This window comes from Cyanobium sp. WAJ14-Wanaka, from assembly GCF_024345375.1.
Taxonomy (GTDB): Bacteria; Cyanobacteriota; Cyanobacteriia; order PCC-6307; family Cyanobiaceae; genus Cyanobium_A.
This window is the reverse complement of the sequence record NZ_JAGQAZ010000002.1, coordinates 34588-49066: the sequence shown is the minus strand read 5'-3', so window position 1 is coordinate 49066 and position 14479 is coordinate 34588. Positions and strand designations below refer to the sequence as shown.

Below are 14479 nucleotides of genomic sequence, written 5' to 3'. Positions count from 1 at the left end.
CGATGGCTCCCCCCCGTCCGGGTCAGCGCAGTCGCCGCCCAACCACTCGCCCTCCTAAAAGCAGCCCCCCCACTAGCGGCCGCTCCCGGCAGCGCATTCGCAGGCCAAGGAAGCCCTGGAAGCGGCTTTTCTGGGCCCTAGGGGCCGCCGGGCTGTTGTGGTTGTCGCGCGGTTGGTGGTGGCCAGCTCCGCCCCCACCCCAGCTGATCCTGGTACTTGGTGGCGATGTGGCCCGGGAGCAAAGGGCAGCTGAACTGGCCCAGCGCGATGGGCTGCCGGTGGTGGTCACCGGCGGCAGTAACCCCGAATACGCCCACTGGCTGTTTCAGCAGAGGGTGGGTTTGCCATCGCGGCAGGTGCAGCTCGATTACCGCGCCCACGACACCCTCAGCAACTTCACCTCCCTGGTGGATGAGCTGCGCCGTGCCCGCATTCGCCATGCCCTCCTTGTCACGAGCAGCGACCACATGGAAAGGGCCCTGTTGGTGGGCCGGATAGTGGCGGGCAGTCGGGGTATCCAGCTCACCCCGGTGGCCGTTCCCTGCGGCCAGAGCTGCCATCAGGAGGGCCCTGGCAAGGTCTGGGGCGATGGGGCCAGGGCCGTTCTATGGGTGATTACTGGCCACGACATCCGCCATTGGCTCAGTAACCAGCCCCAGCCCTAGGGCCTGATTAGGCCCTGATCCAGCAGGCCGTTGATTTGCTCTTGGCAGGCAGCGGTGGCCAGATCTAAATCGGCCCGCTTACGGGATGCGGGCGGCGGAATCGGGGTGCCGATGCGGATGTGAATTGGCAGCAGCCTCAGGCCCGAATTGCCCGGGCCAAAGGCCCTGTGGCTGTTGATGATCGCCACGGGCAGCAGGCGGGCGCCGGCCCTAGCCGCCAGCAGGGCTGCTCCGGCCTGGGGATTGTTGACCCGTCCATTTGCCTGGCGGGTGCCATCTATGAATACCCCGGTGGCCCAGCCCTCCAGCAGTCGGTCGGTGGCAACGCGGATCGCCTCTCGGTCGCTGGCTCCGCGGGACACCGGATAGGCGCCGCAGGCCCGAATGATCCGCCCTAGGAGGGGCACCTTGAATAGCTCCGCCTTGGCCATGAAGGCCACGGGCCGGCCCAGGGCATGGCCCAGCAAGGGTGGATCGAGGTGGGATCCGTGGTTGGCCACCACCACCAGGGCCCCATCCATGGGCACCTGGGCGTTTCCCAAGGTGCGGCCGCGAAACAGCAGCCGGTAGACCGGAAAAACCAGCAGGTAGCTGATTAGCCGATAGGTGAGGCTCGGTTTGGGGTTGCTGAGCAGGCCAGGGGGCTCCGCTGGTTTGCGCCGCCGCAGCACCCGCTTCACGGCCGCTACCGGTCGGTTCACAGCCCCAAATCCGCAGCGTTGGCAATTTGGGCCGTGGTGACGCCTGGGCAACTGCGCTTGATTAAACCGCTCAACACATTGCCGGGACCAATTTCCACGCTGGTTTCGACGCCCTCGGCACTGAAACGATCCATAATTTCTCGCCAGCGGACCCCGGTGGTCATCTGGTTGATCAGCCGGGCCTTAAGGGAGTCCCCATTGGTTTCAGGGTGGGGATCGGTGTTGCTCAGCACGGGAATCTGGGCATTGGCAAAGGTCACCGTCTCGAGCTTTTCGGCAAAGGCCCGGGCTGCTTCATCCATCAAGGGGGAGTGGAAGGCACCGCTGACCGCCAGCGGGATGGCTCGTTTGCAGGTGAGTTGGCTGCTTACGGCTGCCACGGCCTCGGGATGGCCAGAGAGCACCACCTGGGCACTGCTGTTGTCGTTGGCGATCACCACGCCATCGGTGGCGACCACAAGGGCATCCAATTCCTCGCGCTCGAAGCCCATCACGGCGGTCATGGCCCCGCCACCGGCGGCGGCCATCAGCTCACTGCGAATTTTCATCAGCTCCAGGCCAGTGCTGAAGTCGAAGACCCCGGCCACGTGCAGGGCCACCAATTCACCGAGGCTGTGGCCTGCCACCAGGGAGGGGCGGCGGCCTTGGGCCCACAGTTGGCCTGCCAGCAGGCTTTCGATTACGAACAGCGCCGGCTGGGTGTTGCGGGTGTCGTTGAGATCGCTAGGGCCTAGGCCGCTTGCATCGGCATCGCCGGCTTCCCCTTGGCAGATCGCCAGCAGATCACGACCCACTAGCGCCGAGGCCTGGTCAAAGGCTTGCCGCGCCCCTGGCAGCTCCAGCAGGCCCCCGGCCATGCCGACCTTTTGTGATCCCTGACCAGGAAAAACCCAGGCAATGCCCATGCAGCCGGCCTCTTATGCAGTCGGCAGGAGATTAGGGCTCGGCCGCCTTTAGCCCTGGGGCCCGGACCAGCGCAGCAGGGCCGCCCCCCAGCTCAAGCCCGCGCCGAAGCCGCTGCTGGCCAACAGATGGCCGCTCTGCACCCGCCCATCCTTGACGGCCTCATCGAGCATCAACGGAATGGTGGCGGCGGAGGTGTTGCCGTAATGGCTGAGGTTGCTGAGCACCTGTTCGTGGGGCATCGAAAAACGATCCGCCACCGCATCGAGGATGCGTTGGTTGGCCTGGTGCAACAACAGCCATTGCAACTGGTCAGCGCTGGTGCCGGTGGCCTCAAGTAGTTCCGCCAGGATTGCTGGCACTTCCCGCACCGCGAACTTGTAGACCTCCTGGCCATTCATTTGGATCGGCGCAAAGCCGCCCTTCTGGGCACTGAGGCCTTCTATTAGCGGTTCGTGGCTGGGGATTTGGGCCAGGGTTAGGCAGCCGTTGCGACTGCCGTCGGAGCGCATCCGAAAGCCAAGTAGCCCGTTTTCAGAGCTTGGGCAGGCCTCCACGGCCACCGCCGCTGCCCCATCGCCAAACAGCACACAGGTGCTGCGGTCGTCCCAGTCGACCCAGCGGCTGAGTTGGTCGGCGCCGATCACCAGGGCGCGCCGCATCGCCCCACTGGCCAGGTATTGGCTGGCGGTGATCAGGGAAAACAGAAAGCCACTGCAGGCGGCGGTGAGGTCAAAGGCCACGGCATTTTTGGCCCCCAGGGCCCCCTGCACCCGCGGGGCGGTGCCGAAGAGGTCGTCGGGGCTGGAGGTGGCCAGCAGGATCAGATCGAGATCCTCAGCTGTCCAGCCGGCGTGGTCAAGGGCCGCCTGGGCCGCCCGCGTGGCCAGCACGGTCAGGGATTCGGAGGGGCCCGCCACCCGGCGCGCCGCGATGCCCGTGCGGCTGCGGATCCAGTCGTCGTTGGTGTCTACCCGGCTGCTGAGCTGGGTGTTGCTGATGCTGGCGGCCGGTACGGCGCTGCCACTACCCACCAGGGCCATGCCCAGGCCCGTAGTTGCAACGGGGCCCGGGTAGGCGGATTTAGCAATGCCGCCGAGCGACACAGGATCTGCCCACAGATTAGGTCAGTCAACCACAGGCGCGCTGGCGCTGAGGGCATAGAGGTTGGCCATTACCCCATGGTTGGCGGCGGAATGGGCCAGGCGCAGGGCGCTCAATACGGATAGGGCCTTGCTGCTGCCATGGCCAATCACGCAAACGCCGTTTACCCCCAGCAGTAGGGCGCCGCCGTGCTCAGCATGGTCGAGACGTTTTTTGATCCGCCGCAGGTTGTTGATCAGGAAGGCCGAACCCACCTTGCCGCGCCGGCCCCGGGGCAGCTCCTCCTTGATCACATCGAGCAGCACACTGCCCACGGATTCCAGGAATTTCAGCAGCACGTTGCCGGTGAAACCATCGCAAACCACCACCTCGAAATCGCCCGAGAGGATGTCGCGGCCCTCGCAGTTGCCAGCAAAGACAAAGCGCTCTTCCGCCGCTAAGAGCGGGTAGGTCTTGAGACAGAGCTCATTGCCCTTGCACTCCTCTTCACCGATGTTGACCAGGCCGATGCGGGGCTTGGGCACCTGCAGCACATCGCGGCTGTAGATGTTGCCCAGCAGGGCCCACTGGTGCAGGTATCCCGGCTTGCAGTCCATGTTGGCGCCCACATCCAGCACCAGCACCTGTAGTTCGGGGTTTTTGGTGGGGAAGAGGGCCCCGATCGCGGGCCTGTCGATGCCCTTGAGGCGACCGAGCCGAAAAATGGCCGAGGCCATCACTGCCCCGGAGTTGCCGGCGGAATAAACGGCCGTGGCCAGGCCCTCTTTGACCAGGTCCATGGCCATGTTGATGCTGGCGTCGCGCTTTTTGCGCACCACCGTGGCCTCCTCGTTCATCCCCACCGATGGGCCGCTCGCCACCAGCTGGATCAGGCCCCGCTCCAGGGCTTGGTCGAGTTGCTCTTGGAGGTCCATGGCCTGAACCGCCTGGCGCAATGGGCCTTCCTCGGCCACAAAACGCACCTTCAGGGGCAGCAGTTCCACGGCCCGCAGGCAGCCCTCCAGGATCGGCCCTGGGGCGTAATCGCCCCCCATGCCATCGACGGCCACCCAGAGGCGATCGGCGTCGTTGATGCTGCCGTCTTCGGCGCTGCCAATGCCCCGCTGCAGGCGGCGCAGGGGGTCGAACACCAGGGGTTGCAGCACCGCCCCAGCGCCATAGACCGCGGCCCCAGCCACGGACCCGGCAGTGTTTGCAGCTGAGCTGGCGGCGGAGCTGGCGGCCGAAGTGGCCGTATCCACCAGGGTGGTGACGGCGGCGTTGCGGCGATACCAGATCACCAGGCGCCGAATGGCGCGACTGGGCTTAGCCCGCTTGGGGCTTGAACCGGCGTAATCAGGCTCCTTCAGGGGCAACGGCTTCAACGATGCGTTGGAACAGATATCCGGTACCCCGAGCCGTGAGGATCAGCTCGGGGTTGGCAGGATCATCCTCCAGTTTGGAGCGAAGCCGGGAGATGTGAACATCCACCACCCGGGTATCTACATGACGCTCAGGGGTGTAGCCCCACACCTCCTTGAGAATTTCACCCCGACCAAAGGGCTCACCGGAGCGGCTGACCAGCAGCTCCAGCAGGCTGAATTCCATGCCGGTCAGGCGGATCCGCTCATCACCGCGATACACCTGGCGCTTGTTGGTGTCGATCCGCAGGTTGCTGACCAAGAGCAGGCCCGAATTGGGTTTGCCGGGGCCCAGCTCCTTGTCGGCCCGCCGCAGCACGCAGCGAATCCGGGCCTCCAGCTCCTTGGGGCTGAAGGGTTTGACCACGTAGTCGTCGGCTCCTAGCTCGAGCCCAGTGATGCGATCCGCCACGTCGCCCAGGGCGGTGAGCATCACGATCGGCACATCCGACTCCTTGCGCAGCTCCTGGCAGACCCCATAGCCATCAAGCCTGGGCATCATTACGTCGAGCACCACCAGGTCTGGGTTGATGCGGTTAAAGATCTCCAGGGCTTCGACGCCATCGCAGGCGGTCACCACCTGATAACCAATCATCGAAAGCCTGGTTTCCAGGATCCGCCGGATGCTGGCCTCGTCGTCGACAACAAGGATCGTTTCTTTTGCGGGTGAGGTAGCCGTCATCGCCGCAGCGTTGCTGTTACATCGGATCTGCCCACTGAAAGGGCCATAGGGCCTAACAGTTCACCTAACGCCACCTTTCTTCACACATCGCCCGCTCCGATTCCCCTTGGCCAAGTCCCATTCCGTATTTGTGTGCACCAGCTGTGGGGCCCAGACCCGCCAATTTTTTGGCAAATGCTCCAGTTGTGGCAGCTGGAACACCCTGATCGAGCAGAAGCAGTCTTCTGCCCCTGCCGCCGATAGCCGCCGCCGCAGACCCGTTGCCGCCGCAGGCGAGTTGACGGGGGAGTTGGCCGGGGGCAGGCCCAAGCGTTCGGAGCCGATCCATGCGGTGGGGGAGCGGCCTTTGCAGCGGCTGGCCAGCGGCTATGCCGAATTCGACAGGGTCCTGGGGGGGGGGCTGGTGCCCGGCTCTTTGGTGCTGTTGGGTGGCGACCCCGGCATCGGTAAATCGACCCTGCTGCTGCAGAGCTGCAGGGCGATGGCGGCCCGCACCTCGGTGCTCTATGTGAGCGCTGAGGAGTCGGCCCAGCAGGTGAAGTTGCGCTGGCGGCGCCTGGCGGAGATGGGCGAATCCCCGCCGGAATTGCCGGAGGCCCAGGAATCCCTGGAACAGGCCCCTGGAGTGGCCGATCTGCAGCTCCTGGCCGAAACCGACCTGGAACTGGTGCTGCAGGAGCTCGAATCGTTGCGGCCGGCGGTGGCCATCATCGACAGCATCCAGGCCCTGCACGACGCCGAACTGGGCAGTGCCCCGGGCTCGGTGGCCCAGGTGCGCGAATGCGCTGCGGCTTTAGCCCGCATTGCCAAGCGCCAGGACACGGCCCTTCTTTTGGTGGGCCATGTGACCAAGGAGGGTGCCTTGGCCGGGCCCAAGGTGCTCGAGCACCTGGTGGATGCGGTGCTCACCTTCGAAGGCGATCGCTTTGCCAGCCATCGGCTGCTGCGGGCGGTCAAAAACCGCTTTGGCGCCACCCATGAGCTGGGGGTTTTTGAGATGCGCGATCGGGGCCTGGCCGAGGTCAGCAACCCCAGTGAGTTGTTTTTAGGCAGCGAGGAACCCAGCGCCGGCACCGCCACGATCGTGGCCTGTGAGGGCACCAGGCCGCTGGTGGTGGAGCTCCAGGCCCTGGTGAGCACCACCAGCTATGCGAGCCCGCGCCGCAGCGCCACCGGCATCGCCGCCAACCGCCTGCACCAGATCCTGGCGGTGCTCGAAAAGCACCTGGGCCTGCCCCTCAGCCGATTTGATTGCTACCTGGCGGTGGCCGGTGGCCTGGAGGTGGAGGAACCGGCAGCGGATCTGGGGGTGGCCGCGGCGGTTGTGGCCAGCTACCGGGATCTCTGCCTGCCGCCAGGCACGGTGCTGGTGGGGGAGTTGGGCTTGGGTGGCCAGCTGCGGGCGGTGGGCCAGCTGGAGCTGCGGCTAGGCGAGGCCGCCCGCCTGGGCTTCACCCGGGCGGTGGTTCCTAAGGGCAGCGGCATGGCCAAGGTCGCCGCCGGCATCGGCCTGCAGCTGCTGGAGGCGGGCACGGTCGCCGAAGCCCTGGTGGCGGCCCTGGGGGTCAACCCGGCCGAAGATCGGGATTGATATCAGGTTTGGTTCGCCGAGTTTTTCGCCATGCTTCACCCGGGCCGGAATCCGATGGTGAACAGTACTTTAAACCGTGCGGTTATGCGTATGATCTAAAGAGAGCTTTCCATTGCAATGCAAATTGTCTCGGCCAACGAGCTAAAAACGGCAGGGCTTGCTGCCATTTCCCGGGCGTTGCAAAACGAGCGTGAAGCTGGTGTATCCGTGCGTGGTCACCTGCGCTATGTGGTGATGGAAACGGTGGAGTTTCAGCGCCTACGTGATTTGGAATTAGAACTCGCCCTTTTGGAGGCCCGTGCCGAGGTGGTGGCAGGAAGGTTTGTCGAAGAATCGGCTGAAGCCCACCTGGATCGTCTTGATGCTCTGGCGGCTGAGCTGTCTTGAGCTGGAAGCTGCTATTTAACGAGAGTTACAACCGCAAAGCCTCTCGTTTCTTAAGCCGGCATCCAGATCTACGTGAAAAGTATCTCAAGACTCTCTTGCTGCTTGAGGCAAATCCCCGTCACCCCTCCTTGCGATTGCATGCCCTAAAGGGGCGATTGAGTGGGCTGCATTCCGTATCAATCAACATCAGTTACCGAATCACCCTTGAGCTCTTAATTGAGGGCCAGCTCCTGATTCCGATCGATATCGGTAGCCACGACACGGTGTAAAGGGGTTGATCAGCTGGTGAAGAGCTGCGATTTTGGCGGGGCAACCCGCTCTGCTCAGAAATAGACATCGACGCTGTCGCGGCCGCTGGTTTTCAGCCAGTTCTGGGCCTCGATGTAGTTGTTGGGGGCTAGGCGGATCGCCTTGCCCCAGAGGTCAGCGGCCTGGTCGTAGCAGCGGTCGGCCTCATCGGCTTCGCCCTTTTCTTCAGCAATCGAGCCCAGGTGATGGTGGATCACCGCCATGTTGTTGAGGGCCTGGGGCATCTTGCTGTTGAGCTCTAGGGCGGCGCCGTATTGGTCGAGGGCCTTGTGGTGCTCACCGTTGCTGGCGTACACCAGGGCCATGTTGTAAATGATGAAGGCCCGGTCGAGGGGATCGTCTTCGAGGGTGAGGGCCTCTTGGTAGTTGTCGAGGGCTTCGGCGTATTCCCCGTCGGCCTGGGCGCTCATGCCATCCCGGTAGTAGGCGAAGGCCTCCTTGGCGCGGCGGTTGGTGGGGATGACCTTGAGGATCAGGTCGGCCATCACCGTGAAGCTCTTATCGATGAAGTTGTCGTTGCGTTGGGAGCGGGGCACCGGCCTACAAAAGCTGCTTGGGCACCATTCTCACCGATCTGCCTAGCCTCTGCTGAGGTTAATGCTGCCGTTTTGTTCGCTTCAGAACCTCTGCTGCTCGAGATCGAGGGGATGAAGTGCGGTGGCTGCGTGCGTGCCGTGGAGCAGCGGCTGCTGGAGCAACCGGGGGTGCAGCAGGCCAGTGTCAATTTGTTGACCCGCACCGCCTGGGTGCAGCTAGATCTGGCCCTGGCCGCGGCGGACCAGGGGGCCTCCCTCGAGCCGATCCAGAAGGCATTGGCGGCCCTGGGCTTCCAGGCCAGGCTGCGGGAGGTGGGTCAGGAGATCAGCTCCCGCCGCGAGCGGCTTCAGCACCGCAATTGGTGGGAGCAGTGGCGCCAGTTGGTGGTGGCCCTGGCCCTGCTGGTGGTGTCGGTGTTCGGGCACCTGGGCCAGCTGGGCTCCATGGGCTTCCATGGCCTGGTGGCCACCGTGGCGCTGGCGGGGCCCGGTAGGCCAATCCTGGTGCGCGGTTGGCAGGGGGCCTGGGCGGGGATGCCCAGCATGGACACCCTGGTGGGCTTGGGCCTGGCCAGTGCCTACCTGGCCAGTGGGGTGGGCCTGTTTTGGCCAGAGAGCGGCTGGCCCTGTTTTTTCAATGAGCCGGTGCTGCTGCTGGGATTTGTGCTGTTGGGGAGGTTCCTGGAGGAGCGGGCCCGCTTCCGCACAGGCCGCGCCCTGGAGGATCTCGCCTCCCTGCAGCCAGATACGGCCCAACTGTTGATGGGGGAAGGGCCGCCCCGGAGCGTGCGGGTCGGGGGCCTGCGCCCTGGTGACCGGCTGCAACTGCTACCTGGCGATCGGGTGCCGGTGGATGGGGTGGTGCGCGCCGGGGCATCGGCGGTGGACGTGTCCGGACTCACGGGCGAACCCCTGCCGCTGCAGGCCACGGTCGACACCGAACTGGCAGCCGGCAGCCTCAACTTGGAGGCCCCCTTGGAGCTGGAGGTGAGCCGCTGCGGCAGCGATAGCGCCATCGCCCGAATCATTCGCCTGGTGGAGCAGGCCCAGGCGCGCAAGGCCCCAATCCAGCGCCTGGTTGATCGCTTGGCGGGCCAGTTCACTTTCCTGGTGTTGGGCTTGGCCCTAGTCACCTTTGTTTTTTGGTGGCAATGGGGCGCGGCCCTCTGGCCCCAGGTGCTGGGGGCCCATGCCACCACCCCCCTGGCCCTGGCGCTGCAGTTATCGATTTCGGTGCTGGTGGTGGCCTGTCCCTGTGCGCTCGGCCTCGCCACCCCCACGGCGATCACGGTGGGCTCCGGCCAGGCGGCCCGAGCTGGGCTGCTATTTCGCGGTGGTGATGCGATTGAGGCGGCCGCCCAGGTGGGGGCGATCTTGTTCGACAAAACCGGCACCCTCACCCTGGGGCGCCCGGTGGTGATCGCCATCGAAACATTTACGCCCGGGGCAATGGCAGCTGGGCAGTTCCCATCGGCTGAACATGCCCTGCTTCAGTTGGCCGCCAGCCTCGAGGCCAGCAGCCGCCATCCCCTGGCCTATGCGCTGCTGGTGGAGGCCCAGCGGCTGGAGCTACCGCTGCTTGAAACCAGCGATTGCCGCAGCGTGGCGGGCCAGGGCGTGGAAGGCATAGTTAAGGGTGAGCACTACCGGGTGGGCAGGCTCGCCTGGGTGCAGGCCGGCCTTGATCCTTCCCTGCCAGCGCAAGCCCCAGCCCCAGCCGGCGACCTGGCCGATCTCCCTGGCCGCCAGCAGCGGCTCGAGGCCGATGGGGCCACGGTCCTGGCGGTGGCGAATCGCCAGGGGGTGCTGGGTTTGGTGGCGGTTCAGGACCAACCCCGCCGCGATGCGGCCCTGGTGATCCAGCAGCTCCGGGCCATGGGCCTGCAGCTGGGTTTGCTCAGTGGCGATCGCCAGCAGCCCGTCCAACAACTCGGCGCCCTGCTGGGGCTAAGGCCCGAGGAATTGGCCTGGGAGCTCAGGCCCGAGCAGAAGCTTGAGCACCTGGACCAATTCCCCCACCAGGGCACCTTGGCGATGGTGGGGGATGGCATCAATGACGCCCCCGCCCTGGCCGCCGCCGACCTCGGCATTGCCGTGGGAACGGGCACCCAGATCGCCCAGGACACCGCTGATCTGGTGGTGCTGGGGGATGGCCTGGAGGGGTTGGTCTTGGCCCTGGGGCTGGCTCGCCGCACCATGGCCAAGGTGCGCCAGAACCTCGCCTGGGCCTTTGGCTACAACCTGATTGTTTTGCCGCTGGCGGCGGGGGTGCTGTTGCCCCGCTACGGGCTGCTGCTGACGCCGTCTTTCTCGGCCCTATTGATGGCGATGAGCTCGATCACCGTGGTCGCCAATGCCCTCTTGCTCCAGGATGGCCGCCATCAGCGCGGTTAGGTCCCAGGTGCCAAGCGGCCGGTTTGTGGTGCTCGAGGGCCTTGATGGCTGCGGCAAAAGCACCCAGCTCGAGGCCCTGCAGGCCTGGTTGCCGGCCAGTGGATTGATGGCGGCAGGCAGCCGGCTGGTGGTTAGCCGCGAACCCGGTGGCACCGCATTGGGGCAGGCCCTGCGCCAGCTGCTGCTGCACCCCCCGGGCGAGGCGGCCCCCGAGCCCACTGCCGAATTACTGCTCTATGCCGCCGACCGGGCCCAGCATGTGGAGCAAACGATCCGCCCGGCCCTGGAGCGGGGTGATTGGGTGCTCAGCGACCGCTTTGCCGGCTCCACGGCGGCCTACCAGGGCTACGGCCGGGGCCTCTCGTTGGCCCTAATTGAGCAGCTGGAGGCCATGGCAACCGGGGGCCTGACGGCCGACCTCACCCTTTGGCTGGATATTCCCCTGGCTGAATCGCTGCGGCGGCGGGGGAATCGCCAGGCGGATCGGATCGAGGCGGCGGGGGAGGCCTTCCTGCAGCGGGTGGGGGATGGCTTTGCGGCCCTGGCGGCCCAACGCGGCTGGGCCCGGGTGGATGCCGATGCGGCCCCCGAGCTGGTCACAGCGGCCTGTTGCCAGTGCTTGCTGCAGCTGGGCCAGACCTGATGGCTGGGTCGCTGGGAGAGCTGTTTGGCGATCTGGTGGGCCAGGGCCAGGCCGTGGCGCTTTTGGAGGCCGCCTTGGATCAGCAGCGGCTGGCCCCCGCCTACCTCTTTGCCGGCCCCGAAGGAGTGGGCCGCCGCCTCGCCGCCCTGCGCTTTTTGGAGGGGATTTTGGCTGGCCCCCAGGGGGATTTGGCCGTGCGCCGCAGGCTGCAGGAGGGCAACCATCCCGACCTGCTCTGGGTGGAGCCCACCTACAGCGACAAGGGCCAGTTGATCCCCGCTTCCCAGGCCGCTGAGCAGGGGATCTCCCGGCGGGCGGCGCCCCAGCTGCGGCTGGAGCAAATCCGTGATGTGTCGCGCTTTTTATCGCGCCGGGCGGTGGAGGCCCCCGGCTGCATGGTGGTGCTGGATGGGGCAGAAGCGATGGCGGAAGCGGCCGCCAATGCCCTGCTTAAAACCCTGGAGGAGCCAGGTGAGGGCCGCCTAATCCTGATCAGTGCAGCCCCCGAACAACTACTCACCACGATTCGCTCCCGCTGCCAGCAAATCCCCTTTGGCAGGCTTTCCGTTGACCAGCTGGCCGCAGTGCTCGCTAGCCAGGTGTGCTCCGACCAGGAGCCGCATCAAGCAGATCCCAGGGAATTGATTGAGCTGGCGGCGGGCTCCCCCGGGGCCCTGTTGCGCCATCGCCAGCAGTGGCAGGCCTTGCCAGAGGGATTGGCCGACCGGCTGCGCCAGCTGGGCCAAAGCGGTGGCGCCGCCCTGCCTGCCCTTGAGCTGGCCCGCGACCTTGCTGAGGCGCTAGATGGGGAGCAACAGCTGTGGCTGCTGGATTGGTGGCAGTGGGTGCTTTGGCGCCAAAACGGGTCCGCAGCAGCAACCCACCAGCTCAAGCGGCTGGAGCGGCTGCGTAGCCAGCTAAAGGCCTACGTTCAGCCCCGCCTGGCCTGGGAAGTGGCCCTGCTGGAGATTGGTTCGCCCTAGCTGGCGACGGCCTGTTCGGCCCGGGGCAATTCCAGGCAGTAGCCGGCGCCGTAGACGGTCTTGATGAAGCGGGGCTTGCGGGGGTCGGGCTCCAACTTGGTGCGCAGGTGGCGCACGTGCACCCGGATCGTCTCGATGTCGTCGTCGGGCTCGTAGCCCCACACCTCCTTGAGGATCAGGGAGGGAGACACGGTTTGGCCGTGGCGCTGCATCAGGCAGTGCAGCAGCTCAAACTCCAGGTGGGTGAGGCGCACCGGTTCGTCGAACCAAATCGCTTCAAACCGCTCGGGCACGAGGGTGAGGCAGCTGTAGCTGAGGATTTCGCTGTGCTTAGTGGAGAGCGGTGCCCGGTCGCTGCGGCGCAGCAGGGCCTTAACCCGCACCATCAACTCCTCCAGGTCAAAGGGTTTGGTGAGGTAGTCGTCGGCGCCGGAATTGAAGCCGCTCACCTTGTCCTTGGTGCCGCCTAGGGCGGTGATCATCAGGATCGGGATCTTGGCGGTGCGCTCTTCGCGGCGCAGGCGTTGGCAGAGGGTGAGCCCATCCACCTTGGGCAGCATCAGGTCGAGCAGGATCAGGTCGGGGCTGTACTGCAGGGCCAGGGCCTGGCCCTTGATGCCGTCATCGGCCCGCTGCACATCGAAGCCACCGTGCTCGAGGTGGCCAGCCACCAGATCGCGCATGTCGCTGTCGTCTTCGATCAGCAGGATTGAGGGCTTCATGGCAAAGGGCTCGAAGTAGGGCGTTGGGGGAGACGAGCTCTGAAAAACAACCGCCAGTGCAGCAAATCAGATGCACTTTGGTGGCTTGATTCTCGCGGTTTTTTGCGCCATCTGGCAGCCATCGATGGGTCAAAGGCCTTGCTGCGCCACTGGCGGCCCCGGATTGGCGGAGCGACTGGCCGGCAAATCAGGAAGCAAGCCTGTGGCGGTGAGCGTTTTTCCGTATCTCCTTTGCCGCGAAGGGCGGCCGTTCTTTAGGTTTTCTTTGCAGTTGTTTGTTGTGATGCCAGCAAAAAGCCGCCCCTGGTGAGGCGGCTTGGTGGGCCCTACTGGGGCGTGTGTTTAAAAACTCCCCGGGCGGGATTCGAACCTGCGACCAATCGATTAACAGTCGACCGCTCTACCACTGAGCTACCGAGGAATGAAGCTCCTGGAGATGAAGCTGCCGGCCATCCGGCTGCAAGAACCTACCTCTCGACCCTGCCGCCCTGCAAGGGGGTGGCCAGTTGCTGCGCCAGCTCTGCGCCGTTTTGCCAGGGCCCGATGCGGCCGTGCTCCATCAGGGCTGCGCCATCGCAGCGCCGCAGCTCCTCGAGCCGATGGGTGATCCATAGGGCCGTGATGGCTGGTTGGCTGTGCTGGGGGCCGGGATGGCTGAGCTGGTAGATCAGCTCAAGGGCCTCCCTTTGGCTTTGGGGATCCAGCAGGGCCGTGGGTTCATCGAGGAGCAGCAGCCCCGCTTCACTGGCCAGGGCCCCGGCGATAGCGAGCCGTTGCTTCTGGCCGCCACTGAGGGTGTGGATTGGCCGCTGCTGGAAGCCCGCCAGCCCAACCCGTTGCAGGGCCTGCTCCAGGCGCTTTTTGCGCTCGCTGGCCCCAAGCCCCCCGGGCAGGCTGAGCAGTAGCTCACTGCTGCAACTGGGCAGGAGTAATTGGTGGTCAGGGTTTTGGAACACCAGGGCCGGCTTGAGCGGGGTGCTGATTTGGCCGGTTTTGGCCTCCAGCAGCCCGGCAATAAGGCGCAGCAGGGTGCTTTTGCCGCTGCCGTTGGTGCCCACCAGCATCCAGAGGCCCGGGCGGGGGATCTCTAGCTGGCACTGGCTCAGAGCCGATTGGCCGTTGGGCCAGCTGTAGCTGAGCCGCTCAATCCTTAGGGGGGTGGTTTGTGCTGCGGAGCCCACCTAGTTGTAGAGGCTGAAACCCGGGCGCTTGCTGCCGGAGGCCATCGCCGATTTTTCGTAGATCTGCACCGCCACCACTTCGCTAGTGAGCAGGCAGATTTGCTTGCTTTCTTCCTTCTCGCAGGAGAGCTCCAGCAGCATCGGGCTGGCGCTCTCTAGGGCCTGTTTGACCGTGGCATAGAGGGCTTGGGCATCGCTGAGCTCCTTGCGCTGCACGGCAACGGGCATGGGGCTGAGCTTTAGCGAGAGCTCTACGACAAACATGACAACTGGGAAAG

At 65.3% G+C, this 14479-nt stretch carries 15 protein-coding genes and 1 tRNA gene; 6 read left to right on the top strand and 10 right to left on the bottom strand.

Going from position 1 to position 14479, the window contains the following annotated elements; translation table 11 throughout:
* The first annotated feature begins 2 nt into the window (after positions 1 to 2).
* Entirely contained in the window at positions 3 to 665 is a 663-nt protein-coding gene (locus tag KBY49_RS07025; RefSeq protein WP_254934107.1) for a YdcF family protein, read from the top strand.
* Here the strand turns inward: KBY49_RS07025 and KBY49_RS07020 are convergent.
* The 5 genes from KBY49_RS07020 to rpaB all read right to left on the bottom strand — a co-directional run bounded on the left by KBY49_RS07020 (position 662) and on the right by rpaB (position 5455).
* Positions 662 to 1336 carry a lysophospholipid acyltransferase family protein gene (locus KBY49_RS07020; RefSeq protein WP_396099782.1) on the bottom strand — a complete coding sequence of 225 codons (675 nt, stop codon included), beginning with the start codon at positions 1334 to 1336 and terminating at the stop codon, positions 662 to 664. The genes KBY49_RS07025 and KBY49_RS07020 overlap by 4 nt on opposite strands.
* A 26-nt stretch (positions 1337 to 1362) precedes the next feature.
* The gene (gene fabD, locus KBY49_RS07015; RefSeq protein WP_254934106.1) at positions 1363 to 2271 is read right to left on the bottom strand and encodes an ACP S-malonyltransferase; all 909 of its coding nucleotides are present in this window, start codon (positions 2269 to 2271) and stop codon (positions 1363 to 1365) included.
* Positions 2272 to 2319: 48 nt separating this feature from the next.
* Positions 2320 to 3312 carry a beta-ketoacyl-ACP synthase III gene (locus tag KBY49_RS07010; protein WP_254934603.1) on the bottom strand — a complete coding sequence of 331 codons (993 nt, stop codon included), beginning with the start codon at positions 3310 to 3312 and terminating at the stop codon, positions 2320 to 2322.
* Between the two features lie 84 nt (positions 3313 to 3396).
* A complete protein-coding gene (gene plsX / locus KBY49_RS07005; protein WP_254934602.1) occupies positions 3397 to 4728 on the bottom strand; it encodes a phosphate acyltransferase PlsX in 1332 nt (443 codons plus the stop codon).
* Positions 4709 to 5455, bottom strand: a complete 747-nt coding sequence (gene rpaB, locus KBY49_RS07000; protein WP_254934105.1) for a response regulator transcription factor RpaB — start codon at positions 5453 to 5455, stop codon at positions 4709 to 4711. The genes plsX and rpaB overlap by 20 nt, the downstream gene beginning before the upstream one ends.
* 106 nt (positions 5456 to 5561) lie before the next feature.
* On the opposite strand from rpaB, the gene radA reads away from it, so the two are divergent.
* Together radA and KBY49_RS06990 are read left to right on the top strand one after the other, a co-directional pair.
* Positions 5562 to 7046: a DNA repair protein RadA gene (radA, locus tag KBY49_RS06995; RefSeq protein WP_254934104.1), complete on the top strand. Its 1485-nt coding sequence runs from the start codon at positions 5562 to 5564 to the stop codon at positions 7044 to 7046.
* A gap of 117 nt (positions 7047 to 7163) precedes the next feature.
* The gene (locus KBY49_RS06990; RefSeq protein ID WP_254934103.1) at positions 7164 to 7433 is read left to right on the top strand and encodes a hypothetical protein; all 270 of its coding nucleotides are present in this window, start codon (positions 7164 to 7166) and stop codon (positions 7431 to 7433) included.
* Between the two features lie 323 nt (positions 7434 to 7756).
* Here KBY49_RS06990 and KBY49_RS06985 read toward each other — a convergent pair whose 3' ends face one another.
* A complete protein-coding gene (locus KBY49_RS06985; RefSeq protein ID WP_254934102.1) occupies positions 7757 to 8278 on the bottom strand; it encodes a photosystem I assembly protein Ycf3 in 522 nt (173 codons plus the stop codon).
* Between the two features lie 72 nt (positions 8279 to 8350).
* Between KBY49_RS06985 and KBY49_RS06980 the strand changes: the two genes are divergently transcribed.
* The 3 genes from KBY49_RS06980 to KBY49_RS06970 are packed head-to-tail and all read left to right on the top strand — an operon-like array spanning position 8351 to position 12298.
* Complete coding sequence (locus KBY49_RS06980) at positions 8351 to 10672, top strand: heavy metal translocating P-type ATPase (protein ID WP_396099581.1); 2322 nt, start codon at positions 8351 to 8353, stop codon at positions 10670 to 10672.
* Positions 10650 to 11315, top strand: coding sequence for a dTMP kinase (tmk, locus tag KBY49_RS06975; RefSeq protein ID WP_254934101.1), 666 nt, complete (start codon positions 10650 to 10652; stop codon positions 11313 to 11315). The genes KBY49_RS06980 and tmk overlap by 23 nt, the downstream gene beginning before the upstream one ends.
* Positions 11316 to 11326: 11 nt before the next feature.
* Positions 11327 to 12298 carry a DNA polymerase III subunit delta' gene (locus tag KBY49_RS06970; protein WP_396099779.1) on the top strand — a complete coding sequence of 324 codons (972 nt, stop codon included), beginning with the start codon at positions 11327 to 11329 and terminating at the stop codon, positions 12296 to 12298.
* Here KBY49_RS06970 and KBY49_RS06965 read toward each other — a convergent pair.
* The 4 genes from KBY49_RS06965 to KBY49_RS06950 form a co-directional block, all read right to left on the bottom strand.
* The gene (locus KBY49_RS06965; protein ID WP_254934099.1) at positions 12295 to 13020 is read right to left on the bottom strand and encodes a response regulator transcription factor; all 726 of its coding nucleotides are present in this window, start codon (positions 13018 to 13020) and stop codon (positions 12295 to 12297) included. The two genes, KBY49_RS06970 and KBY49_RS06965, sit on opposite strands and share 4 nt — an antisense overlap.
* Positions 13021 to 13369: 349 nt before the next feature.
* Positions 13370 to 13441, bottom strand: a tRNA-Asn gene (locus KBY49_RS06960).
* Positions 13442 to 13487: 46 nt separating this feature from the next.
* Positions 13488 to 14201: an ABC transporter ATP-binding protein gene (locus tag KBY49_RS06955; protein ID WP_254934098.1), complete on the bottom strand. Its 714-nt coding sequence runs from the start codon at positions 14199 to 14201 to the stop codon at positions 13488 to 13490.
* Positions 14202 to 14465, bottom strand: coding sequence for a hypothetical protein (locus KBY49_RS06950; protein ID WP_254934097.1), 264 nt, complete (start codon positions 14463 to 14465; stop codon positions 14202 to 14204).
* Positions 14466 to 14479 lie beyond the last annotated feature (14 nt).